Source organism: Schaalia odontolytica, from assembly GCF_005696695.1.
GTDB classification, from domain to species: Bacteria; Actinomycetota; Actinomycetes; order Actinomycetales; family Actinomycetaceae; genus Pauljensenia; species Pauljensenia odontolytica_C.
Genome location: NZ_CP040006.1, coordinates 1,233,112 through 1,256,841, shown reverse-complemented (window position 1 = coordinate 1,256,841; position 23,730 = coordinate 1,233,112). Strand labels below are relative to the sequence as shown.

The window sequence follows — 23,730 nt, the reverse complement described above, 5'->3', positions numbered from 1 at the left end:
GTGAACGGTTAGGATGGGCCTTATGCTTCCTGGTTACCGCTATTTCGGCCACATGTACTTCTGGCCAGCATGGGTCCACCTGATCGTCATTGCGCTCATGGGCGTCGCAGCTACGCTCACGATCTCCGCGCTCATGGCACGCGGGGTCGGTCGATCGCGGGTCTTCGGCCTGAGCTGCGGCTTCGTGGCGGGCATCGGAAACCTGAGCTTGTGCGTTCTCGTGCAGGCCGAGGCCCGGCACACGTGGCTGATGGGCATGGTGGGCGCGCTCTATACGGTTGCGTTCGTCTTCTTGCTGATGACGCTCGTGTCTCTGTGGAGCGGTGGATCGAGCGGATTCCTGTGGTCGAGGGCCTTCCACCTGTTCCTGGTGGTCGCGATGGCGATCGCCGGCATCATGGAGTTTGCCTACCGTCTGGCGTACTGGATTCCGCTGCCCGTCGCGGGCGTCGCTGTCCTCCTCGCTCTCTTCTGCGCATTCGTCGCCGGTCGCAATAGCCGGGATTAGGAGGCATCAAAGCACGAAGTGGCCCCGACCTCGTCTATGAACGAGGCCGGGGCCGCTTTGTTGGTGCGTAATCACCGGTCAGGTTGCCGGGTTACTCCTGGTTCTTCTCCGCCTCGCCAGACGCGTACAGGGCGTCGACCTCGTCGGCGTAGTCGGCCAGGACGCGGCGGCGCTTGAGCTTGAGGGAGGGCGTCATGTAACCATTCTCCACGGTGAAGGCAGCATTGACGATGCGGTAGCGGCGGATCGACTCGGCGCGAGAGACCGCCTTGTTGGCGCGGGCGATCGCCTTCTCGAGCGAGTCGCGCACCTCGGGAAGGTTCGCGGCCTGCGCCGCGTCCACGACGGGCAGGCCGTGGGCCGCGAGCCACTCGGGCAGCATCTCCGTGTCCAGAGCGATGAGAGCGCCGATGTACGGCCGGTTGTCGCCAACCACGATGATGTTCGCAATGAGTGGGTGCGTCGACAGGGACTCTTCGAGGATCTCAGGGGAGACGTTCTTGCCGCCCGCGGTGACGATGAGTTCCTTCTTGCGGCCCGTGATCCGTAGGTGGCCGCGATCGTCGATGGAGGCGAGGTCGCCGGTCTTAAACCAGCCGTCGACGTAGGCCTCAGCCGTGGCCTCGGGCAGGTTGTGGTAGCCCTTCGACACGGAGATACCCTGGACGAGCAGCTCGCCGTCGGGAGCGATCTTCATGCGGTTGCCCGGCCAGGGGAAGCCCACCGAGTCCGGTGGGAAGTCCTGGGGCGTCTCCACGGAGATCGGGCCGGTCGTCTCGGACAGGCCGTAGCCCTGCAGCAGCGTGATGCCCAGGCCGCGATAGAAGTTCGCCAGGTCGAGGGCCAGGGGAGCACCGCCCGAGATGATCGTGTGCAGGTTGGGGCCCAGGATCGCGCGGACCTTCGACAGGACCAGCGCGTCGGCGACGCGGCCGCGCAGCTTGAGCGCGGTCGACGGGCCGGGGGAGGGCATCGCCGAGGCGTCGGGAATGGGCGTCGTGTCCGGGCCGGGACCCGCGACGGCGGACTCGGGCAGGGGAGAGTCGATGTAGGCGGTCGCCTTGGACAGGGCGCGCGCCTGGTTGGCGGCCCAGGAGAACAGACGGCCCTTCATGCCGCCGCCGGCCTTAGCGGCGGCGGCGTTGTAGACCTTTTCCATGACGCGCGGGACAACGAGGAGCATCGTCGGCTTGAAGGTCGCGATGTCGTTGACCAGGTTGCGCGTGTCGGGGGAGAACGCGGTGACACCCTGGCCTGCGAGCAGGCAGTACATGACGAAACGCGCGAGCACGTGGGCGACCGGCAGGAAGAGTAGGGAACGCGACTTCGGGTCGTTGATGAGGAGAGGCAGGAAGTCGTAGGCCTGCAGCATCGGCGAGATGAAATTGCAGTGCGTGAGCACGACGCCCTTGGGCATGCCGGTTGTGCCGGAGGTGTAGATGACCGTTGCCTCGTCGCTCAGCCTGACAGCGTCGGTGCGCTCTCGCACCTGTTCGACCGTGACGCCCTGTGCGGCGCCGGTCAGGACGCGCTCGGCGCCGCGGTCCAAGGAGAGGATATGGCGCACGCCCTCGGTACGCACGGACTCAACCAGCTCGGCCTGCTGCGTGGTGGCTGTGATGACGATGCGCACGTCGGCGTCGGCCAGGATGTGCGCGATCTGCGAGGCGGAGTCCGTCTCGTAGATGGGCACGGTGATGGCACCGCAGGACAGCGCGGCCACGTCGATGAGTGCCCACTCGTAGGAGGTGGGGGCCAGGATCGCCAGGTGGTCGCCGGGCTCGAGCCCGATGCCGATGAGGCCACGCGCAATCGAGTCGGCCTCGCCGAGGAAGGTCTCCATCGTGACCGGGCGCCACGCGCCGACGTTGGAGCGGCGCTCGATCGCGATCTGCCCGGGGTGAGATGCCACGCGCTGGTGGAGCATCTTCGGCAGGTTCATGTCCTCGGTGGCTTCTCGGGTCGCGATCGACTCCCATGAGCCGTCGGCGAGCCTGCGTACCGTCATTGCGGTCCTTTCGTGGGGTGGGCGCTGTGCGCCGTGCGTGGTGGGATCAGTTCTTCTTGCTGCGGCCGAAAAGCCCGCGCTTCTTCGCCGGTTCGGCGGAGACAGGGCCGCCGTACAGGGCGTCGACCTCGTGGGCGTAGTCGGTGAGAACTTTGCGGCGGCGCAGCTTCATCGACGGCGTCACGTAGCCGTTCTCGACGGTGAAGGTGGCGTCGATGATGCGGAACTTGCGGATCGACTCGGCGCGGGAGACGGCCTTGTTGGCGCGTTCGACGGCCTTCTCGAGGGACTCACGCACGGCGGGCAGCTCGGCGGCCTCGGTGGGCGAGCACTGCGGCAGGCCGTGCTTGGCCAGCCAGTCGGGCAGCATGTCGGCGTCGAGGGTGAACAGCGCGCCGACGTAGGGGCGCTGATCGCCGACGACGATGACGTTCGCGATGAGCGGGTGCGTGGCCAGGGAGTCCTCGAGGACCTCGGGGGACACGTTCTTTCCGCCCGCGGTGACGATGAGTTCCTTCTTGCGGCCCGTAATGGTCAGCTGGCCCTTGCGGTCGATCGAGCCCAGGTCGCCGGTGTGGAACCACTTGCCGTCGGGCATGACCTCGGCGGTCTGCTCGGGCAGGTGGTAGTAGCCGGGCATGACGGACTGGCCGCGCACGAGGATCTCGCCGTCCTTGGCGATCTTGATGAAGTTGCCGGGCAGGGGCAGTCCGACGCCGCCGACGGGGTTCTTGCCGATGTGCTGGACGGAGATCGGGCCGGTGGTCTCGGACAGGCCGTAGCCCTGGATGAGGGTGATGCCCATGCCGGCGTAGAAGTGGGCGAGGTCGGTGGCCAGGGGAGCGCCGCCGGAGACGATGTAGCGCAGGTTGGGGCCCAGAACCGAGCGGATCTTCTTGAGGACGAGCGCGTCGGCGATGCCGTGGCGCATCTTCTTGAACAGGCCGGGGCCGAAGGTCTTCTCAGAGGCCACGGAGAACGTGCGCGCCTGCTTGGCGCTCCACGCGAACATGCGGCCCTTGATTCCACCGCCCGCCTTGGAGGAGGCCGCGTTGTAGACCTTCTCGAGCACGCGGGGGACGACCAGGAGCACGGAGGGCTTGAAGGCCTGAATGTCCGGCAGCAGGTTCTTGATGCTGGGGGAGAAGCCGAGGACTCCCTGGCCCGAGAGGATCACGTGCATGACGAGGCGAGCGAGCACGTGGGCGACGGGCAGGAAGAGGAGCAGGCGGGTTTCGGGGGAGTCGATGACGTCGCCGAGGACCTGGCGGGCGCCCTCCGCGGTAGCCACGAAGTTCGCGTGCGTGAGGGCCACGCCCTTGGGGTTTCCGGTCGTTCCGGAGGTGTAGATGATGGTGGCGATGTCAGAGGAGGAGATGGCTGCGCGGCGCTGCTCGACATTTTCGATGGTGATACCGGTGGCGGCGCGCGCGATCATGCGCTGGGCACCGCGGTCGAAGGAGTCGACCGCCACGGTGTACTCGGGAGCCACGGAGTGCACGAGTTCGGCCTGCTGGGTGGTGGCCGTGAAGACGCGGGTCACGTGCGCGTCGGTGAGGATGTGCTCGATCTGGGCGGCGGAGTCGGACTCGTAAATCGGGACGGTGATAGCGCCGATGGACAGGAGCGCGAGGTCGAGGAGGAGCCACTCGTACGAGGTCGGGGCCAGGATCGCGACCGCGTCGCCCGCCTGTACGCCGAGGCCGATGAGGCCGCAGGCGGTGTACTCGACCTGGCGCTGGAGCTCAGACGTGGTGAGAGAACGCGTGGAGCCGACGGAAGTGCGCTGCTCGACCGCCACCTGGTCGGGGTGCAGGAGCGCGCGCTTGGCCAGCATGTCCGGAACGATGTCGTGCTCGCCGACCTTGTACGTCGGCTTAATCGTGTACGAGCCATCACGCATGCGCTTCATCGTGTCCTCCGGGATGTCGGTTCAAAGACTGAACAACAGGTTCGATGTGAGTCTACTGGTTGTGGCGCGGCCCCCGCCCCTTAATCGGGGTGGGGGCCGCTGAGTGACGATTAGATCACAGATCGTAGTAGAGCTGATATTCGAAAGGATGCGGGTAGGCGCGCATCGGGGCGACCTCGTTGGTCTCCTTGTATTCGAGCCACGTGTCGATGAGGTCCTGCGTGAAGACGTCGCCCTCGGTGAGGAACTCGTGGTCCTCGCGCAGTGCGTCGAGGGCGGCCTCAAGGGAGCCGGGCAGCTTCGCGATGTCCTGGTACTCGGCCGGGGGCAGCTCGTAGAGGTCCTTGTCGATGGGGGCTGCCGGTTCGATGCGGCGCTTGATGCCGTCGATGCCCGCCATGAGGCACGCGGAGAACGCCAGGTAGGGGTTGGCGCTCGGGTCCGGCACGCGGTACTCCACGCGCTTGGCCTTGGGCGACGTGCCCGTCACGGGGATGCGGATGCATGCGGAGCGGTTGCGCGCCGAGTACACGAGGTTGATCGGAGCCTCGAAACCGGGAACCAGGCGTCGGAAGGAGTTCACCGACGGGTTCGTGAAGGCGAGGAGCGCGGGCGCGTGCTCGAGCAGGCCGCCGATGAACCAGCGGGCCGTGTCGGACAGGGAGCCGTAGCCGCGCTCGTCGTAGAACAGGGGCTCGCCGTTCTTCCACAGCGAGATGTGCGTGTGCATGCCCGAGCCGTTGTCGCCGAACAGGGGCTTAGGCATGAAGGTTGCGGAATGACCGAACTCGAGGGCGGAGTTCTTGATGACGTACTTGAACTTCATCATGTCGTCGGCCGCGGTCTGCAGCGTCGCGAAGCGGTAGTTGATCTCCTGCTGGCCACCCGAGCCGACCTCGTGGTGGGCGCGCTCGATCGTCAGGCCAACCTCTTCGAGAAGGCGGCTCATCTCGTCGCGCACGTCCGCGTACTTGTCGGCGGGGGAGACGGGGAAGTAGCCGCCCTTGATGGGCACCTTGTAGCCCATGTTGCCGCCCTCTTCGGCGCGACCGGTGTTCCAGTACGCCTCGGGGGAGTCGACGGAGAAGAAGGTGTTGTGCGGGGTGACCTGGTAGCGCACGTCGTCGAAGAGGTAGAACTCCGCCTCGGCGCCGATGAAGCACTCGTCTGCGATGCCGGTCGAACGCAGGTAGGCCTCGGCCTTGGCGGCCACCTGGCGCGGGTCGCGCGAGAAGGGCTCGTCGGTGAAGGGGTCGACGATCGAGAAGTTCACGACCAGGGTCTTGCGATCGCGGAACGGATCGACGAACGCGGAGGAGATGTCCGGGATGAGCTTCATGTCGGACTCGTGGATGGCGGTGAATCCTCGCACCGAGGAGCCGTCGAACATCAGGCCGTCCGACAAAGCGGCGTCCAGGAACTCGCTCACGGGGATCGTAAAGTGCTGCTGAACCCCGGGGACGTCGCAGAAGCGCACGTCGACGAGTTCAATGTTCTGCTCGGAGATAAAGTCTGCGACCTCTTGGGTGGAGGTGAACATGAACGTCCTTCTTTGTGGGAGAGCTGTACTCAAAGGTCAAGAATCGGTCAATTCGCAACCAAGTCCAGTATATGCCCACAGGTGGCGGCTGCGCGTATTGGTTTCATTATTCAAATGTTTCATGACATACAGCACGCCCGAGGTGGGCGCCGGGCACTCCCAGCCCCGGCCTCGTACCCTGGGAGCGTGGCAGATCCTTCGACGTACCGACCCCGCACGGGAGACATCCCGACCTCGCCGGGCGTCTACCGATTCTCAGACCCGCAGGGCCGCGTCATCTACGTCGGCAAGGCCAAAAACCTGCGCAATCGCCTCACCAACTACTTCCAGGACCTCGCGAACCTGCACCCGCGCACCCAGCAGATGGTGACGACCGCGAGCGCCGTGCAGTGGACCGTCGTGCGCTCCGAGGTCGAGGCCCTGACGCTGGAGTTCACGTGGATTAAGGAATTCAATCCGCGTTTCAACGTGATGTTTAAGGACGACAAGTCCTACCCCTACCTGGCGGTGTCGATGGGGGAGCGTTTCCCGCGCGTGCAGGTGACGCGGGAGCGCAAACGGGCGGGGTCGCGCTACTTCGGCCCGTACACGCAGGTGTGGGCGATTCGCGAGACGATCGATCAGCTGCTGCGTGTCTTCCCGATGCGCTCGTGTTCGGCGGGCGTGTTTCAGCGCGCGAAGGCGCAGGGGCGTCCGTGTTTGCTCGGCTATATCGACAAGTGTGCGGCCCCGTGCGTGGGTCGTATCTCGATGGAGGAGCACCGCGAGCTCGCCGACGGGCTGTGCCAGTTCATGGAGGGGCGCACGGGCCCGGTGATCCGCGACCTGGAGGAGCAGATGCGCCAGGCCTCCATGGAGCTGAACTTCGAGCGTGCGGCGAAGCTGCGCGATGACGTCAAGGCGCTGCGCACGGTGCTGGAGCGCAACGCGGTTGTGCTCGACGACGGGTCGGACGCGGACGTGTTCTCACTGGTGAGCGACGACTTGGACGCTGCGGTGCACGTCTTCCACGTGCGCGGTGGGCGCATCCGAGGCACGCGCGGCTGGGTGATTGAGCGCGTGGACGGCGCAGACGACGCGGCGCTCATGGCTCGCCTCCTCGAGCAGGTGTACTCGTCGGCGTCGACGGACGAGGCCGGGGCCGGGAAGACGGCCAAGGTGGCGGCGGTGAGCGTGGACGATGTCGCGCACACGCCGACCTCGGCGATCCCGCGCGAGGTGCTTGTCTCCGTCGAGCCCGAGGAGAAGGAGACCATTGCGCGCTGGCTTGCCGAGATTCGGGGCGCGTCCGTGTCGGTGCACGTGCCGAAGCGCGGCCCGAAGGCCCAGATCATGGACACGGTCACGGAGAACGCCCGCCAGGCCCTCGCCCTGCACCGCACGAAGCGCGCGGGCGATATTACGGCGCGCTCGAAGGCGCTCGAGCAGCTTGCCGAGAACCTCGATCTGCCGGGTGCACCCCTGCGCATCGAGTGCTACGACGTCTCGCACACTGGTGGTGAGAACCAGGTCGCTTCGATGGTGGTCTTCGAGGACGGTATGCCGCGCAAGGACGCCTACCGCACCTACAACATCCGCGGTGAGGATGGAAACGGGACTCCCGACGACACGAGTGCGATGAACGAGGTTCTCACGCGCCGCTTCTCGCGGCTGCTCGCCGAGGAGGCCGGCGTCGACGGTGAGGACGAGGACGGCGTCGCCTACGCTTCCGGCCCGATCGACGCCATGACGGGACGCCCGAAGCGATTCTCCTATCGTCCCGACCTGGTCGTCGTGGACGGTGGCCTGCCCCAGGTGAACGCTGCCCGAGCCGCACTGGACGCGGTGGGCGCTGACGTGCCCGTCGTGGGTCTGGCCAAGCGCCTCGAAGAGGTGTGGATCCCCGGTGACGACTTCCCGCTGATCCTCCCACGCACGTCGGAGGCTCTCTACCTCCTGCAGTATTTGCGCGACGAGTCCCACCGCTTCGCGATCACGAAGCACCGCAAGCGCCGGTCGAAGGCGCAGCGCCGCTCTGTTCTCGATTCCATCCCAGGGCTTGGACCCGCACGCCAGGCCGCGCTGCTCAAGCATTTCGGCTCCGTCAAGCGGATTCGAGAGGCCACGCCTGAGCAGATCGCCGAGGTCAAGGGCGTGGGACTCGGCCTTGCACGCACGATCCGCGATAGGCTAGCGACATCGTCGAGGGAGGACACACCATGACAACGACGCTTCCCGTGCCGCTGCCGGCACGCGTGCTGCTGCTGGGATCGGGCGAACTCGGTAAGGAAGTCGTGATCGCCCTGCAACGCTACGGATGCACGGTGATCGCCTGCGACTCCTACGGCAATGCTCCCGCCATGCAGGTCGCGGACGAATCCCGCGTTTTTGATATGAGCGACCCGCAGGCTCTGCGTGAGGTGCTCGACAGCGTCGATGTTGACCTCATTGTTCCCGAGGTCGAGGCCATCGCGACAGACGAGCTGAGCGCCTATGAAGAGCGCGGCGTGCGCGTCGTCCCCAACGCATTCGCGGTCCAGGCGACGATGGACCGTCAGCGCATCCGCAACCTCGCTGCATCCCTGCCCGGCGTGCACACGTCGGCCTTCCGCTTCGCGCGCAGCGAGGCCGAGCTGGCCGCAGCTCTCGACGAGGTCGGCTACCCTGCCTTCGTCAAGCCCACGATGTCCTCCTCCGGGCACGGTCAGTCCCGCGTGACGGGACCCGAGCAGGCCGCCTCCGCCTGGGCGCACGCCGAGGAAGACGCGCGCGCCACGACCGGCGTCGTCATTGTCGAAGAGGGTGTTGACTTCGACTACGAGATCACGCTGCTCACCGTGCGCTCCTGGGATGCCGCCTCCGGCAGCGTCGTGACGAGCTTCTGCGCTCCGATTGGACACCGCCAGGAGGGCGGCGACTACGTTGAATCCTGGCAGCCCATGGCCATGAGCGAGTCCGCCCTCGAGGGTGCGCGACAGATGGCCAAGGCTGTGACCGATGCCCTGGCTGAGGCCGGAAATGGCCCGTGCCTCGGCATCTTCGGCGTCGAGTTCTTCGTGAAGGGCGACGACGTCTGGTTCTCCGAGCTGTCGCCCCGCCCCCACGACACCGGCATGGTCACGATGGTGACCCAAGCCCAGTCCGAGTTTGAGCTGCACGCACGAGCCATCCTCGGCCTGCCCGTCTCGACCGCCCAGTCCACCCCGGGTGCGTCGGCGGTCATCAAGTCGACGAGCGCCGTCGATATCCCCGTCTACAACGGCGTCGCTCGCGCCCTCGAAACTGCCGACATCGTGCGCATCTTCGGCAAGCCGGTGAGCCGCGCCGGCAGGCGCGTCGGCGTCGTCGCCACCACCGCGAGCACGCCGAAGGAAGCGCGAGTCATCGCCAGGCGCGCCGCCGCCGGCATCACGATCGACGACGCCTCCGCACCTTCCGCCTAACAGCTCCCATTACCCGACCAGCCGACCCGTCAGGAGGACGCCATGCCCGACCACACACCCACGGACGCTCACGACGCAGACGAGGCCCAGACCTCGTCGATGAACGAGGAGAACCCTCCCACGGTCCCCGAGGGCATTGCCGTGCGTGACATGGCCCGTGTGAAGTACGAGCCGCGCGCCTCCAACGAGGTTCTCATCATCACCGGCTACTCGGGAGCCGGCCGCACTGGCGCCGCCCGCGCGCTCGAAGACCTGGACTGGTACGTCGTCGACAACCTGCCGCCGACGATGCTGCCCGCTCTCGTCGGCATGATGTCGAACGACCCGGCTGCGGGCGTGCACCGACTGGCTGTCGGCGTGGATGTGCGCTCGCGTACCTTCTTCCGCACGCTCGATGCCACGCTCGAGCAGCTCAAGGGAGCGGGCATCGCCTACCGCGTCATCTTCCTCGAGGCCAGCCCCGAGACTCTGGTGCGTCGCTATGAATCCAACCGTCGCCCGCATCCCCTCCAGGGCGCCGGCACCCTCATGGACGGCATCAAGGCCGAGATGCGCCTGCTTGCGCCCCTGCGTCGCGCGGCCGACGAGGTCATCGACACCTCCACGATGAGCGTCCACGATCTGACGAGGCGCATCCGCGACATCGTGGCGGGGGAGGAGCGCCCCCTGCAGGTCACGGTTGAGTCTTTCGGATTCAAGCATGGGCTCCCGCTCGACGCCGATCATGTCGTCGACGTGCGTTTCTTGAAGAACCCGTACTGGGTGGACGAGCTGCGCCATCTGACGGGCAAGGACCAGGCAGTTGCCGACTACGTGCTCTCTCAGCCGGGCGCGCGCGATTTTGCTCTCGGATATGCCGACCTTCTTGCCCCCATGCTCAGCGGCTATCTGGCAGAATTGAAGCCATTCGTCACGATTGCCGTCGGATGCACGGGCGGAAAGCACCGCTCCGTCGCGTCTTCCGAGGCTATCGCCGAACGCCTGCGCTCACACGGATACACGGTTCGCGTGATGCACCGTGACATTGGGAGAGACTGATGCCCTATCTTGATGCAGCCGGCTGGGTTCAACGTGGAGAATCCGGCCAAAACATTGTCGCCCTCGGCGGCGGACACGGCCTGTCCGCAACCCTGCGGGCCCTGCGCCATATCACCCGCGCACTGACGGCTGTTGTGACTGTCGCCGACGATGGCGGAAGCTCCGGCCGACTGCGCGAGGAGATGCCGATCCTGCCTCCCGGCGACCTGCGCATGGCGCTGGCATCCCTCTGCGAGGAATCCGAGTGGGGCCTGACCTGGCGCGACGTCATGCAGCTGCGCCTGGATACGAGCGGGCCCCTCAACGGGCACGCACTCGGCAACCTGCTGATCTCCGGCCTGTGGCAGCTCCTCGATGATCCCGTCGAAGGCCTCGACTGGGTCGGTCGTCTCCTCGGCGCGCAGGGCCGCGTCCTGCCCATGTCGTCGACGCCGATCGACATCGAGGCGGATATGAACGACGGTGGCCGCCGCTACGTCGTGTCCGGTCAATCCAAGGTCGCCGTCGCTCCCGGCACCGTCGAGCACGTACGCATCACCCCTGAAGCGCCCGAGGTGCCCGCCGCGGTCACTGAGGCTATCTCCGAGGCCGACTGGGTCGTCCTGGGACCCGGCTCGTGGTACACCTCCGTGATCCCGCACCTGCTGGTGCCAGAGATTAACCGCGCGCTTGCCACGACCGACGCCCACCGCGCGCTTGTGCTGAACCTGGCGCGTCAGCGCGGCGAAACCGATCTCATGTCGACCGCCGACCACGTACGTGTTCTGCGCGAGTACGCACCCATGCTCAAGCTCGATGTGGTGGTTGCGGATCCGACGGCGTGCGACGACATCGACGAACTGATCGTGGCCGCCGAAGAACTGGGTGCTCGCGTCCTGTTACGGCAGGTGCGCACGGGTGACGGCGCCCCGCATCATGACCCGCTGCGCCTCGCCGCTGCGCTGCGTGACGCATTTGACGGTTTCCTTGGTGAGGTCGGACAGCCCGAAACGTGGTTACCTTAGAACCTGTTGCATGCTGACAAACGACATGACATATCTGGAGAAGCCGTGTCCCTGACATCTGACATGAAGGACGAGCTGGCGCGCGCCGTCGTTACGACGCCGTCCGAGGTCGCCGCTGAGGTGAGCGCGACGCTGCGTTTCGCGGGAGGCCTACACCTCGTGGGTGGGCGTATCCTCGTCGAGGCCGAGCTTGACTCGCCCGTGGCCGCGCGGCGCCTGCGCACCTACCTGCAGGCCCTGTACAACGCCGAGTCCTCCGTCGTCGTGGTGTCTGGTTCTTCCCTGCGACGTGGCAAGCGCTACGTCGTGCGTGTCGTCCATAAGGCTGACGAACTTGCGCGCCTCACCGGCCTCGTCGATTCCCTGCGTCGCCCCGTGCGCGGCCTGCCCCCGGTTCTTGTCGCCTCCGGAACCGCGGAGGCCGCGGCTATCTGGCGCGGTGCCTTCCTCGCGCGCGGCTCGCTCATGGAGCCCGGACGCTCTTCTTCGCTCGAGATCACGTGCCCCGGTCCGGAGGTGGCTCTTGCGATGGTTGGCTGTGCGCGCAAGCTCGGCGCCTCTGCTCGCTCCAAGGAGGTGCGTGGCACCGACCGCGTCTCCGTCCGCGATTCGGACGCGATCGGCACGCTGATCTCCGCCATGGGCGCCCCGCAGACCTTCGAGGCATGGCAGGAGCGGCGCGAACGCCGCGAGGCCCGGGGCAGCGCCAACCGACTGGCTAACTTTGACGACGCGAACCTGCGCCGCTCCGCCCGCGCGGCCGTCGCCGCGGGTGCCCGCGTTGAACGTGCCTTCGAAATCCTCGGAGATGACGTCCCCGCCCACCTGCTTGAGGCTGGCACGCTGCGTTTGCAGTACAAGCAGGCCTCCCTCGAAGAGCTCGGCAAGCACACGAATCCGCCCCTCACCAAGGATGCCGTCGCCGGTCGAATCCGCAGGCTTCTGGCTCTCGCGGACAAGGTCGCGCACGAACGAGGTATCCCGGACACGGAATCTGCGTTGACCCTCGACATGCTCGAAGAGGACTGAGGTCCCTTTTTCCTGCCGCTTCGTCTCAATCCAAACGAGAATTACCCCACGTGCAGATTTTCTAATTGGATTGTGACTGAGTCCGCTTTTAGGTGTAGATTAGGAACTGCTGGAACCGCAGACATCTGCGGGCCGGGCAGGCAACCCGCACGCCCGGTTGCATCGAAGACCGTGTCCCGTGTGGGCACGAGCAGGAGGAACATAGTGACCACCCGCGTTGGCATCAACGGCTTCGGCCGCATTGGCCGTAACTTCTTCCGCGCCGCTCTCGAGCAGGGCGCGGATATCGAGATCGTTGCCGTTAACGACCTCACCGACAACAAGACCCTCGCTCACCTGCTGAAGTACGACTCGATCACGGGTCGCTTCCAGGGCGAGGTCTCCTACGACGACGAGGGCATCATCGTCGACGGCAAGCACATCAAGGTGCTCGCGCAGCGTAACCCCGCCGACCTGCCCTGGGGCGAGCTCGGCGTCGAGGTTGTCGTTGAGTCGACCGGCTTCTTCACCGACGGCGAGAAGGCCAAGGCTCACCTCGACGGTGGCGCCAAGAAGGTCGTCATCTCCGCTCCCGCGAAGAACGTCGACGGCACCTTCGTCATGGGCGTGAACGAGGCTGACTACGACAACGCCACGATGAACATCGTGTCGAACGCCTCCTGCACGACCAACTGCCTCGCCCCCCTCGCCAAGGTTCTCGAGGAGAACTTCGGCATCGAGCGCGGCATCATGACCACCATCCACTCCTACACGGGTGACCAGCGCGTCCTCGACGCCCCCCACTCGGATCTGCGTCGCGCCCGCGCCGCGGCCCTGAACATGATCCCCACCAAGACCGGTGCTGCCCAGGCCGTTGCCCTGGTTCTGCCCGAGCTCGAGGGCAAGTTCGATGGCCTCGCCGTCCGCGTCCCCACCCCGACCGGCTCCCTGACCGACCTCACCTTCATCGCGAAGAACGAGGTTTCCGTCGAGGCCGTCAAGGCTGCCGTCAAGGCCGCCGCCGAGGGTGAGCTCAAGGGTGTTCTGAAGTACACCGAGGATCCGATCGTCTCCTCCGACATCGTGGGCGACCCGCACACCTCGATCTTCGACGCCACCGAGACCAAGGTCATCGGCAACCTCGTCAAGGTCCTGTCCTGGTACGACAACGAGTGGGGCTACTCGAACGCTCTCGTTCGCCTCACCGCCCTCATCGGCTCCAAGCTCGCCTGAGCACACAGCTGATACAACAGCCATGAGCTGATCAGCGAGATGCCCGTGCACGCTCGTGCACGGGCATCTCGTACATCGCCACCGCCTTCAGACCGAAAGGACTCCTCGTGAGGACCATCTCCACCCTGGGCGACCTGCGCGGCAAGCGCGTCCTCGTCCGCTCCGACTTCAACGTTCCGCTCAAGGACGGCGTCATCACTGACGACGGCCGTATCCGCGCGGCGCTGCCGACCCTCAAGACCCTCACCGACGCCGGTGCCAAGGTCGTCATCATGGCCCACCTCGGCCGCCCCAAGGGTCAGGTCGATCCCGCCTTCTCGCTGGCCCCCGTCGCCACGCGCCTCGCCGAGCTGTCCGGCGTGAAGGTCACGCTGGCCTCCGACGTCGTTGGCCCGTCCGCCACCGAGACCGTCGCCGCCCTGGGTGAGGGCGAGATCGCCCTGCTCGAGAACGTCCGCTACGACGCTCGCGAGACCTCCAAGGTCGACGAAGAGCGCGAAGAGCTGGCCCGCGAGTACGCCAAGCTCGGCGACGCGTTCGTCTCCGACGGCTTCGGCGTCGTCCACCGCAAGCAGGCCTCCGTCTACGACATTGCCAAGCTGCTGCCCTCGGCCGCTGGCCTGCTCGTCCTCAAGGAGATCGAGTCCCTGTCCAAGGTCACCGGCGACCCCGAGCGCCCCTACGGCGTCGTCCTCGGCGGCTCCAAGGTCTCCGACAAGCTGGGCGTCATCGCCAACCTGCTGAAGAAGGCTGACATGCTCTTCATCGGCGGCGGCATGGTCTTCACGTTCCTGGCCGCTCAGGGCTACTCCGTGGGCAAGTCCCTCCTGGAGGAAGACCAGATCGACACCGTCAAGGGCTACATCGCCGAGGCCGCAGAGCGCGGCGTCGACCTCGTCCTGCCCGTCGATGTCATCGTCGCCCCCGAGTTCGCGGCCGACGCGCCCGCGACCGTCGTCAAGGTCGACGCGATCCCCGACGACCAGATGGGTCTGGACATCGGCCCCGAGTCCGCGAAGCTCTTCGCCGACAAGCTCGCGACCGCCAAGACCGTCGCCTGGAACGGCCCCATGGGCGTCTTCGAGTTCGACGCGTTCGCCGGCGGCACCCGCGCCGTCGCCGAGGCCCTGTCCAAGGGCTCCATGTTCTCCGTTATCGGCGGTGGCGACTCCGCCGCAGCCGTTCGCCTGCTCGGCTTCGACGAGAACACCTTCTCCCACATTTCCACTGGTGGTGGCGCCTCCCTCGAGCTCCTCGAGGGCAAGGTTCTGCCCGGTATCGCAGTTCTGGAGGACTGACTCATGGCACGTACGCCCCTGATGGCCGGCAACTGGAAGATGAACCTCGATCACCTCGAGGCCAACCACCTCGTCCAGGGCCTGGCGATGGCCCTGTCCGACGCTGGCCACGACTACTCCAAGTGCGAGGTCCTCGTCATCCCGCCGTTCACCGACATCCGCACCGTTCAGACCATCGTCGACGCCGATGATCTTCAGATCAAGTACGGCGCCCAGGACGTCTCGATCCACGATAACGGAGCCTACACCGGCGAAATCTCCACCGAGATGCTCACCAAGCTCGGCGTCACCTACGTGGTCATGGGCCACTCCGAGCGTCGCGAGTACCACGGCGAGTCCGACGAGCTCGTCGGTGCCAAGGCCCGCAAGGTCTTCGACGCCGGCATGACCCCGATCCTGTGCTGCGGCGAGGCCCTTGAGGTCCGCAAGGCCGGCACCTACGTCGAGTTCGTGCTCGGCCAGTTCCGCGCCGCCCTCGCCGGCTGGAAGGCCGAAGAGGTCGCCAAGATCGTCATCGCCTACGAGCCCATCTGGGCCATCGGCACCGGCGAAACCGCTTCCGCCGAGGACGCTCAGGAAGTGTGCGGCGCCATCCGCGCCGCCCTGGCCGAGGACTTCGGCGCCGAGACCGCCGAGTCCACGCGCATCCTCTACGGGGGCTCCGCCAAGCCCGACAACATCAAGGAGCTCATGGCTCAGCCCGACGTCGACGGCGGTCTCGTCGGCGGCGCGTCCCTCAAGGCTGACTCCTTCGCCGCCATGGCGACGTTTTACGCCTGAGAAGCCGTGACGCGCCCACTCCGCCTGGCCACTTAGGCTGGGTCGGAGCGGACGCGAGGTGGGGCCAACCGGTGTGCCGGTTGGCCCCACCGGCATTCTCAGTTAGACTAAAGCTATATGTGCCCCGATCCGGGGCGAACTGCGATAGAAACTGGATTGACCGTGACCATTCTGAACAACGTCCTGATCGTGCTGATCTTCCTGACCAGCATCCTGCTGACCCTGACCGTCCTCATGCACAAGGGACAGGGCGGCGGTCTGTCGGACATGTTCGGTGGCGGCATCTCCTCGTCGGCCGGCTCCTCCGGTGTCGCCGAGCGTAACCTGAACCGCATCACCCTGGGCACGCTGCTCATCTGGCTGGTGTGCATCATCGGCTACGCGCTGCTTGCGAAGTTCGGTGGCTGATTGGTCGTGATCGACATCGTGCTATGGCTCCCCACGCTCGTGTGGGGGGCCATTTTCATTTGGTCGTACCGTCGCGAACCTCGTCAGTTCCGGAACGCTTTCTTCTTCTTTTTCCTTTGTGCGTCCGCTCTGGGAGCGTTGTCATCCCAGCTTGATCAGTGGTGGATCACGCTTCCGATCGGCCTCGCTGTCGCTCTGGCACCATTCGTCACCATTATTTTCATGCTCGTCAACGAGGTGCAGTTGGTGCGCCGCGAAGGCTTTTCGCTGTCGCACGCGCTGCCGCTGCTGTTTGCATGTGCGATTGTTGCCTGGTTCCTTGCGGTTCCGCTGGCGCTCGTCGTTGAGGCTCCCGGACTCGTCCTCGGATTCCTGTTCGCGCTGACGCTATGCGGGGCTTGGTTTTTCCTGTCGTTTACCGCGCTGCTGCTATATTCCTGGCTGTACCGCTCACTGCCGCGCAAGCGCCAGTATGACTTCATCGTTATCCACGGAGCCGGGTTGAACGGCACGGACCTGACGCCGTTGTTGCGTGGGCGTGTCGATCGGGCTTACGACCTATGGGTCAAGCAAGACAAAAAGGGCGTTTTTGTTCCGTCGGGCGGACGAGGCACCGATGAGGTGATTTCGGAGGCTGAGGCCATGGCGCGGTACCTGCGCTCGCGTGGGGTACCGGATTCGGCCATCGTCCTGGAAGATCGATCCACGACGACGTGGGAGAACCTGACGTATTCACGGGATCTGATCACGCGCCTTAGTAGCGCCACCCCGGAGCGAGCCGCGTTGGTGACGAGTGACTATCACGTGTTCCGCACTGCGATGTACGCACGTGCAGTGGGTTTCAACGCGGATGGCCTGGGCTCAAAGACGGCGAGCTATTATTTTCCAACTGCCTTTATTCGTGAGTTCATCGCGATCTCACGGCGCTACTGGTGGCCGTATGCGCTCATCATGGGGCTGTGGGCGCTGGCGACGGTGGCCATCTACGCTCTATCGGCGGTGTCCTGATCCTTGTTGTTACGCGATCTCGATGGCAGAGGCGGCCGCCTCGTCGAGGTAAAGGCGCGTCGTGGGCGAAAGGATGCCCGCGACCGGGAGGTCGAGGGGAGACGCGCCCGCAAAGGCTCGCCCGAGAGCATCCGCCTTCGCTGCACCCGCTGTCGTCAGCCACGCCTCTGCGCACGCACGCATGACGGGCATCGACACCGTGATGCGCTCGGGCGGGGGCTTCGGAGAATTGCGGATCGCCAGAATGGGGGAGGCCTCGTCCATATCGACGCGTCCCGGGAAGAGTGAGCAGATGTGCCCGTCGGGACCCATGCCGATCAGTGCGATGTCAAAGGAACCCTCGCCCATGAGATCGCGCCACGTGTCAGCGAACGCCGCGGTCGCCTCGTCGAGAGAACCCGCGCCGGGAGCGGACGCATCCGAGGTCGGCATACGCATGAACTCAACGCCCGCGGCCGCGTGGAGGAAACCCTCCCACGCCTGATCGTCGTTGCGATCCTTGTCTCCCGCCGGCACGTAGCGTTCGTCGACCAGCCACACGCGCACGCGTGACCAGTCGACCTCACCCACGTGGGGGAGCAATGACGGCAAGAGACTTGTCGTGATGGCGCCCCCCGAGATGGCCAGGTTGACGCGCGAGTCAGCTCCAGCCTCGTCGATAAGCGTGTTGAGACGAGCAAGGAACGCACGGCCCACGGCCTCGTTCAGTTCCTCGACGGTTGGGTAGACCTCGAACGTGTGGACATCCGCCATTGTCACTCACCCTCAGAGCATGCAGCCAGCCGCGGGAGCTCTTTGGTGAGGAGCTCGCCATAGTAGACGTCCGGATCCATGCGACGCAGATCCTCCATGAGGGAGTCCTGCACGGAGCGGCGGGCGAGGTTCACGGAGCGATCTTCGAGGCCCGGGCGCGACAAGCGCGCGACCGACGAGGAGGCGCTACGCGACAGCGAGACGGTCGTGCCGTCGTCGAAGAAGAACGTGATGTCCGTGATCGTGTGGGCATCGGGATCTACGACTCGCTCGACGGGCACGCCCAGCTGGTGATGCAGCCATGCGGCCACGAGGAACGGCGAGGGATGCGTCGCATTACCCGCGACGCGGATCGACGTCGGCAGACGGTCAAAGTCCTCGGCGATAGCCGCGAGCAGCGCGCGCCACAGCGTGACGCCGGCCCACGCGAGATCCGTGTCGCCGGGGGTGTACACGGCCGAGAGGGCCGACAGGGTATCCATGGGGCATTCGGTTGCGCGCGAATCGGTGATGCGCTTGACCGCGAGGCGACCAAGCGGGTGCGCGCCAGGATTCTGCGGGGGAACGACCGGCCAGTACGTGACGACCGGAGTATCCGACTGGAGAAGCGGCATGACGAGCGAGTCGATGTTCGACGCGGCCTCACCGCGAGGCTCCAGGATGATGATGTCGGACAGGCCCGCTGCGTCGCCGACGCGGATCTGTGCGTTCAGACGCGCCGTGCCCTCGGTGGACTCGGGCTCGACGATGACGATCACGCGGCAGGGATGCTCGCGCGAGACCGCGTCGGAGACCTCGATGGCGTTGTCGACGTCGATGAGGTCGGGCACGCAGATGAGCAGCGTGAGGACACGGCTCAGGGCGGCGGAACCGCGCTCGTCGCGCAGCTCCACGATGCGGGAGGCGACCTCGGCCGACGTGGTGTTCTTCAGGGTGATGATCACGGGAGCCTCCAGAAACGGCCGTCGCGGGCCAGCATGTCGTGCGCGGATTGGGGACCCCACGTGCCGGGCGCGTAGGGCTCGGGCTGACCCTGGGTCTCCCAGAAGGACAGGATCGGGTCGAGGATCTTCCACGAGGCCTCGACCTCGCGCTGGTGTGGGAACAGGGGAGCGGAGCCGACGAGCGCGTCCAGGATGAGGCGCTCGTAGGCCTCGGGCGAGTCCTCGGTGAAAGCGTGGCCGTAGGCGAAGTCCATGGTCACGTCACGTACCTGCATGGAAGTGCCGGGAACCTTCGCGCCAAGCTTGAGGGTCAGGCCCTCGTCCGGTTGGACGCGAATAACGAGCGCGTTCTGGCCTGACTCGCTGAGGTCGGAGTTGCCGAAGGGCACGTGGGCCGAACGCTTGAAGATGACGGCGATCTCGGTGACGCGCTTGCCGAGGCGCTTGCCGGCGCGCAGGTAGAAGGGCACGCCCGCCCAGCGGCGCGTGTCCACGAAGAGCTTGATCGCGGCGAAGGTCTCGGTGGTCGAGTCGGCCGGAATGCCGTCCTCCTCGAGGTAGCCGCGCACCTGGTCGCCGCCCTGCCAGCCGCCGGCGTACTGCCCGCGAGCCGTATCGATGGCCAGGTCCTCAGGTAGGCGCACCGCGGAGAGCACCTTCTCCTTCTCCGCCCGAATTTCCTCGGGCGTGAAGTGGACGGGCTCCTCCATGGCGGTCAGCGCCATGAGCTGAAGCAGGTGATTCTGGATGATGTCACGGGCCGCGCCGATGCCGTCGTAGTAGCCCGCGCGCGTGCCGATGCCGATGTCCTCGGCCATCGTAATCTGCACGGAATCAACGTAGTTCGCCTTCCACAGGGGTTCGAACATCGCGTTCGCGAAGCGCATCGCCATGATGTTCTGGACGGTTTCCTTGCCCAGGTAGTGGTCGATGCGGAAGACATCCTGCTCGTCGAAAATCTGCGAGATGACGTCGGAGAGCTCTTGCGCGGATGCCAGGTCGTGTCCGAAAGGCTTCTCGATGATGACGCGACGCCATTCGCGGCCCTGACGCTTGTTGAGGCCTGTGTCGGACAGGTGCTTGGCCACGACCGGGAAGTATGAGGGCGGAATCGACAGGTAGAACGCGTGGTTGCCGCCGGTGCCGCGCGAGTGGTCGAGCTCGGCGACGGTGTCGGCCAGCTGGCGGTAGGCATCGGGGTCGTCGAAGGTGCCCGAGACGAAGCGCAGGCCCGAGCGCAGCTGGTTCCAGGTTCCCTCGTTGAAGCCGGTGCGGGTGTGTGCCTCGATGGATACGCGCACGTATTCCTCGAAGTCCTGCGGGCTCCAGTCCCTGCGGGCGAAGCCGGTCAGAGAGAACGCAGGGTGGAGGAGGCCTCGGTTGGCGAGGTCGTAGATGGCGGGAAGGAGCTTCTTGCGCGCAAGGTCGCCCGTGATACCAAAGATGACGAGGCCACACGGCGGGGAGATGCGCGGAAGCCTGCGGTCCTGGGGATCGCGCAGGGTGGGAATCTCGTTGGTCACGAGTGGTCGCTCCGTTCGCTAGGGGTGAGGACGAGGCCGGGACCCGAACGCTTCGCCCGCAGGGGGGACATGGAACGGGACCGAGGACCCACACATGTGTAAGAGAATAGGGCTGCTGGCACGCCCCCGCGCGCCAGCAGCCCTATCTTCAGTTCGGTTGACTATAAAGTCACGAACGTGCGGCCTCGATGGATTCCTTCGCGGCTGCGGCAACGTGCTCGGCGTCGATGCCGTACTCCTTGAAGAGGAGTTCACCCGGCGCGGAGGCGCCGAAGTGCTCGATGGAGACCGCGCGGCCGGCGTCGCCGATCCAGCGGTACCACGGCAGGGCGATGCCGGCCTCGACGGAGACGCGGGCGCGCACTGACGGGGGCAGGACGGAGTCGCGGTACTCGCGGTCCTGGGCCTCGAACCAGTCGAGGCAGGGCACGGACACGACGCGGGCGGCGATGCCGTCGGCGGCCAGGGCTTCGCGTGCCTCAAGGGCGACGGAGACCTCGGAGCCGGAGGCCAGCAGGATCACGTCGGGCGTGCCCTCGGTGTCGGCCAGGACGTAGGCGCCGCGCGCCAGGTCCTCGGTGGTGGCCAGGCCGGTGCCTTCGCCACGTGCCGGGTTGGGCAGGTTCTGGCGCGACAGGATGATGGCTGCCGGGTGGGACTGCTCGAGGATGGCCTTCCAGGACGCGGCGGTCTCGGCGGCGTCGGCGGGGCGCACGACAGCGAAGTTCGGGATCGCGCGGTAGGAGGCCAGGTGCTCGATCGGCTGGTGGGTCGGGCCATCCTCGCCCACGCCGATGGAGTCGTGGGTCCACACGTACGTGACGGGCAGGTCCATGAGGGCGGCGAGGCGCACGGCGCCGCGCATGAAGTCGGAGAACACGAAGAACGTGCCACCGTAAGCGCGGGTAAAGCCGTCTGCGGCGATGCCGTTAAGGGCGGCACCCATCGCGAACTCACGCACGCCGAAGTGGAGGTTGCGGCCGAACTCGTCGCCGCTGAAGGACGAGGAGGAACGGTGCGCGGGCAGGAACGAGGGCTCGCCCTTCAGGAAGGTGTTATTGGAGCCGGCGAGGTCGGCGGAGCCGCCCCACAGCTCGGGCAGGACGGGGGCGATCGCGTTGAGGACCTGGCCGGAGGCGGCGCGGGTCGCGATGGCCTTGCCCTCTTCGAAGGTGGGCAGTGCTGCTTCCCAACCCTCGGGGAGGCGGCCTTCCAGGAGGCGCTCGAGCAGGGCGGCCTGCTCGGGGTGAGCGGCCTTCCACGCCTCGAAGCGTGCGTCCCAGTCCTTGCGGTACTCGGCGGCGCGGGCGGCGGCGCGGGCGCGGACCTCGTCCACGATGGCGGCGTCAGCGTCGAACATCTTCTCGGGGTCGGCGCCCAGGGCTTCCTTCAGGCCCTTGAGGGCCTCGGAGCCGAGCTTGGAGCCGTGGATGCCACCGGTGTTCTGCTTGCCGGGGGTCGGCCAGCCGATGATGGTGCGCAGCGCGATGAGCGAGGGCTTCTTGGTCTCGGCCTTGGCGGCGTCGAGGGCGTCGTTCAGGGCAGCGGTGTTCTCCTCGTAGGAGCCGTCCTCGCCGAGCCAGTCGACGCGCTGGACGTGCCAGCCGTAGGCCTCGTAGCGGGCCAGGACGTCCTCGTTGAAGGCGATAGAGGTGTCGTCTTCGATGGAGATGTGGTTGTCGTCCCAGATGACGGTGATGTTGCCCAGCTCCTGGGTGCCGGCCAGGGACGAAGCCTCGGCGGAGACGCCTTCTTCGAAGCAGCCATCGCCGGCGATGACGTAGACGTTGTGGTCGAAGACGGACTCGCCGAGCGGGGTCTCGGGATCGAGCAGGCCGTGGACGCGGCGGGCGTTCATGGCGAAGCCGACGGCGGAGGCGATGCCGGTGCCCAGCGGGCCGGTGGTGATTTCGACGCCCTTGGTGTGGCCGTACTCGGGGTGGCCCGGGGTCAGGGAGCCGGCGGTGCGCAGGGTCTTGATGTCGTCGAGCTCGAGACCGAAGCCGGACAGGTAGAGCTGGACGTACTGGGTCAGCGACGAGTGGCCGGCCGAGAGGATGAAGCGGTCGCGACCGATCCAGCGCGGGTCGGCCGGGTCGACGTTCATGACCTTGTTGTAGAGGAGGTAGGCGGCGGGGGCGAGCGAGATAGCGGTGCCAGGGTGGCCCGATCCGGCCTGCTCGACGGCGTCGGCGGCAAGGAGCTTAGCGGTCTTGACCGCTTCGTCATCGATGTGATCCCAGTGTAGTGACACGTTGGTCTCCAGTTGTTGGGCCCCTGCATTGGGGCGGAAATGGTTTACCGCGTCACAGTCTAGCGAAAATGTGCGCATGCCGATAGCGCTCACGCACATATGTTGCATAGTCGCTTACCCTGTCACCATGACATCCCTCGAAGCTCTCGTTCGCGACTGGGTGGACTATCTGCGCGTCGAGAAGGGGGCGTCTGCGCATACAGTTTCAAACTATCGACGCGACGTCGCCCGCTACGCGTTTGACATGAAGCGCCAAGGGAAGCTCAACGTCGAAGACATCAGTCCCAGGGACATCGAGGACTACACGATGCGCCTGGCATCTGGGCAGGTCACAGGAACTCCGGCGGCAGCATCGTCGGTGGCGCGCGCGTCCGCGGCGATCCGCGGGCTCCACAAGTACGCGCTGACCGAGGGGGCGGTCGGAAACGATGCAGCTGCGCAGCTACATGCCCCGCGTCAGGGGCGGCACCTCCCCAAGGCCCTGTCCGTCGACGAGGTGGGACGACTGCTGGACGCCGCCCACGCCGACGACTCTCCGATCGGCCTGCGCGATGCCGCCCTCCTTGAGCTCCTGTACGCGACGGGGGCCCGGGTCTCCGAGGCCGTCTCGCTCAGCGCTGATGACCTCGACCTGGACGGAGACGTTCCTGTCGTGCGCCTGTTCGGAAAAGGGCGCAAAGAGCGGATTGTTCCCGTGGGGTCGTTCGCCGTGGACGCCCTCGACGCGTACCGGGTGCGCGCCCGCCCAGCGCTCGCCGCACGAGGCCGGGGATCCACCGCGTTTTTCCTGAACTCCCGGGGAGGCGCGCTGTCCCGGCAGAGTGCGTGGACCGCGATCCGGCGCGCGGCGGAGGCCGCGCAGCTGGGGGAGCGGGTGTCTCCGCATACGCTGCGGCACTCTTTTGCGACGCATCTGCTTGAGGGTGGTGCATCCGTGCGCGAGGTGCAGGAGCTTCTCGGGCACGCGTCGGTGGTGACGACTCAGATCTACACGCAAGTGACTGCCGCCGCGCTGCGCGAAGTCTTTACGCTCTCGCACCCTCGGGCGCGTGGCACCGACGCATCCGCGCGGTGATGAATTAGGATGGG

Annotated in this window: 19 protein-coding genes; 12 read left to right on the top strand and 7 right to left on the bottom strand. The window is 66.3% G+C overall.

All coding sequences use genetic code 11. From position 1 onward, the window contains the following. Positions 1 to 13: 13 nt before the first annotated feature. On the top strand, positions 14 to 508 hold the full coding sequence (locus FBF35_RS05550; protein ID WP_060567329.1) for a hypothetical protein: 495 nt from the start codon (positions 14 to 16) through the stop codon (positions 506 to 508). Positions 509 to 599: 91 nt separating this feature from the next. Here the strand turns inward: FBF35_RS05550 and FBF35_RS05545 are convergent, their stop codons facing one another. From FBF35_RS05545 to glnA, 3 genes are all read right to left on the bottom strand, one after another. Beyond that, positions 600 to 2,516, bottom strand: coding sequence for an AMP-dependent synthetase/ligase (locus FBF35_RS05545; RefSeq protein WP_060567328.1), 1,917 nt, complete (start codon positions 2,514 to 2,516; stop codon positions 600 to 602). 46 nt (positions 2,517 to 2,562) lie between these two features. After that, positions 2,563 to 4,428: an AMP-dependent synthetase/ligase gene (locus FBF35_RS05540; RefSeq protein WP_060567327.1), complete on the bottom strand. Its 1,866-nt coding sequence runs from the start codon at positions 4,426 to 4,428 to the stop codon at positions 2,563 to 2,565. A gap of 115 nt (positions 4,429 to 4,543) precedes the next feature. Then, the gene (gene glnA, locus FBF35_RS05535) at positions 4,544 to 5,968 is read right to left on the bottom strand and encodes a type I glutamate--ammonia ligase (protein WP_060567326.1); all 1,425 of its coding nucleotides are present in this window, start codon (positions 5,966 to 5,968) and stop codon (positions 4,544 to 4,546) included. Between the two features lie 186 nt (positions 5,969 to 6,154). Between glnA and uvrC the strand changes: the two genes are divergently transcribed. The 10 genes from uvrC (at position 6,155) to FBF35_RS05485 (ending at position 17,167) form a co-directional block, all read left to right on the top strand. Next, positions 6,155 to 8,170 carry an excinuclease ABC subunit UvrC gene (gene uvrC, locus FBF35_RS05530; protein ID WP_060567325.1) on the top strand — a complete coding sequence of 672 codons (2,016 nt, stop codon included), beginning with the start codon at positions 6,155 to 6,157 and terminating at the stop codon, positions 8,168 to 8,170. Then, complete coding sequence (purT, locus tag FBF35_RS05525; RefSeq protein WP_060567324.1) at positions 8,167 to 9,390, top strand: formate-dependent phosphoribosylglycinamide formyltransferase; 1,224 nt, start codon at positions 8,167 to 8,169, stop codon at positions 9,388 to 9,390. The genes uvrC and purT overlap by 4 nt, the downstream gene beginning before the upstream one ends. Positions 9,391 to 9,432: 42 nt before the next feature. Then, positions 9,433 to 10,428 carry an RNase adapter RapZ gene (gene rapZ / locus FBF35_RS05520; RefSeq protein WP_060567323.1) on the top strand — a complete coding sequence of 332 codons (996 nt, stop codon included), beginning with the start codon at positions 9,433 to 9,435 and terminating at the stop codon, positions 10,426 to 10,428. Next, complete coding sequence (gene yvcK / locus FBF35_RS05515; RefSeq protein WP_060567322.1) at positions 10,428 to 11,432, top strand: uridine diphosphate-N-acetylglucosamine-binding protein YvcK; 1,005 nt, start codon at positions 10,428 to 10,430, stop codon at positions 11,430 to 11,432. The genes rapZ and yvcK overlap by 1 nt, the downstream gene beginning before the upstream one ends. A gap of 45 nt (positions 11,433 to 11,477) precedes the next feature. Then, positions 11,478 to 12,461 carry a DNA-binding protein WhiA gene (gene whiA, locus FBF35_RS05510; protein ID WP_060567321.1) on the top strand — a complete coding sequence of 328 codons (984 nt, stop codon included), beginning with the start codon at positions 11,478 to 11,480 and terminating at the stop codon, positions 12,459 to 12,461. A 204-nt stretch (positions 12,462 to 12,665) separates the two neighbouring features. Next, on the top strand, positions 12,666 to 13,673 hold the full coding sequence (gene gap / locus FBF35_RS05505; protein ID WP_034466827.1) for a type I glyceraldehyde-3-phosphate dehydrogenase: 1,008 nt from the start codon (positions 12,666 to 12,668) through the stop codon (positions 13,671 to 13,673). Positions 13,674 to 13,780: 107 nt separating this feature from the next. Then, entirely contained in the window at positions 13,781 to 14,971 is a 1,191-nt protein-coding gene (locus FBF35_RS05500) for a phosphoglycerate kinase (RefSeq protein ID WP_060567320.1), read from the top strand. A 3-nt stretch (positions 14,972 to 14,974) separates the two neighbouring features. After that, positions 14,975 to 15,751, top strand: coding sequence for a triose-phosphate isomerase (tpiA, locus tag FBF35_RS05495; RefSeq protein WP_060567319.1), 777 nt, complete (start codon positions 14,975 to 14,977; stop codon positions 15,749 to 15,751). Between the two features lie 162 nt (positions 15,752 to 15,913). Next, positions 15,914 to 16,159 carry a preprotein translocase subunit SecG gene (secG, locus tag FBF35_RS05490; protein WP_050694727.1) on the top strand — a complete coding sequence of 82 codons (246 nt, stop codon included), beginning with the start codon at positions 15,914 to 15,916 and terminating at the stop codon, positions 16,157 to 16,159. 6 nt (positions 16,160 to 16,165) lie between these two features. Further along, on the top strand, positions 16,166 to 17,167 hold the full coding sequence (locus tag FBF35_RS05485; protein WP_060567318.1) for a YdcF family protein: 1,002 nt from the start codon (positions 16,166 to 16,168) through the stop codon (positions 17,165 to 17,167). 9 nt (positions 17,168 to 17,176) lie between these two features. Here FBF35_RS05485 and pgl read toward each other — a convergent pair whose 3' ends face one another. The 4 genes from pgl to tkt all read right to left on the bottom strand — a co-directional run bounded on the left by pgl (position 17,177) and on the right by tkt (position 22,641). Continuing rightward, positions 17,177 to 17,920 carry a 6-phosphogluconolactonase gene (pgl, locus tag FBF35_RS05480; RefSeq protein WP_060567317.1) on the bottom strand — a complete coding sequence of 248 codons (744 nt, stop codon included), beginning with the start codon at positions 17,918 to 17,920 and terminating at the stop codon, positions 17,177 to 17,179. Between the two features lie 2 nt (positions 17,921 to 17,922). Next, entirely contained in the window at positions 17,923 to 18,864 is a 942-nt protein-coding gene (locus FBF35_RS05475; RefSeq protein ID WP_060567316.1) for a glucose-6-phosphate dehydrogenase assembly protein OpcA, read from the bottom strand. Further along, positions 18,861 to 20,387 carry a glucose-6-phosphate dehydrogenase gene (gene zwf, locus FBF35_RS05470; RefSeq protein ID WP_060567315.1) on the bottom strand — a complete coding sequence of 509 codons (1,527 nt, stop codon included), beginning with the start codon at positions 20,385 to 20,387 and terminating at the stop codon, positions 18,861 to 18,863. Before zwf ends, FBF35_RS05475 begins: the two co-directional genes overlap by 4 nt. A gap of 169 nt (positions 20,388 to 20,556) precedes the next feature. Continuing rightward, positions 20,557 to 22,641, bottom strand: coding sequence for a transketolase (gene tkt, locus FBF35_RS05465; RefSeq protein WP_187348934.1), 2,085 nt, complete (start codon positions 22,639 to 22,641; stop codon positions 20,557 to 20,559). 127 nt (positions 22,642 to 22,768) lie between these two features. Here tkt and FBF35_RS05460 point away from each other — a divergent pair, with 127 nt between their 5' ends. After that, the gene (locus FBF35_RS05460) at positions 22,769 to 23,716 is read left to right on the top strand and encodes a site-specific tyrosine recombinase XerD (protein ID WP_060567313.1); all 948 of its coding nucleotides are present in this window, start codon (positions 22,769 to 22,771) and stop codon (positions 23,714 to 23,716) included. The last annotated feature ends 14 nt before the right edge of the window (positions 23,717 to 23,730 follow it).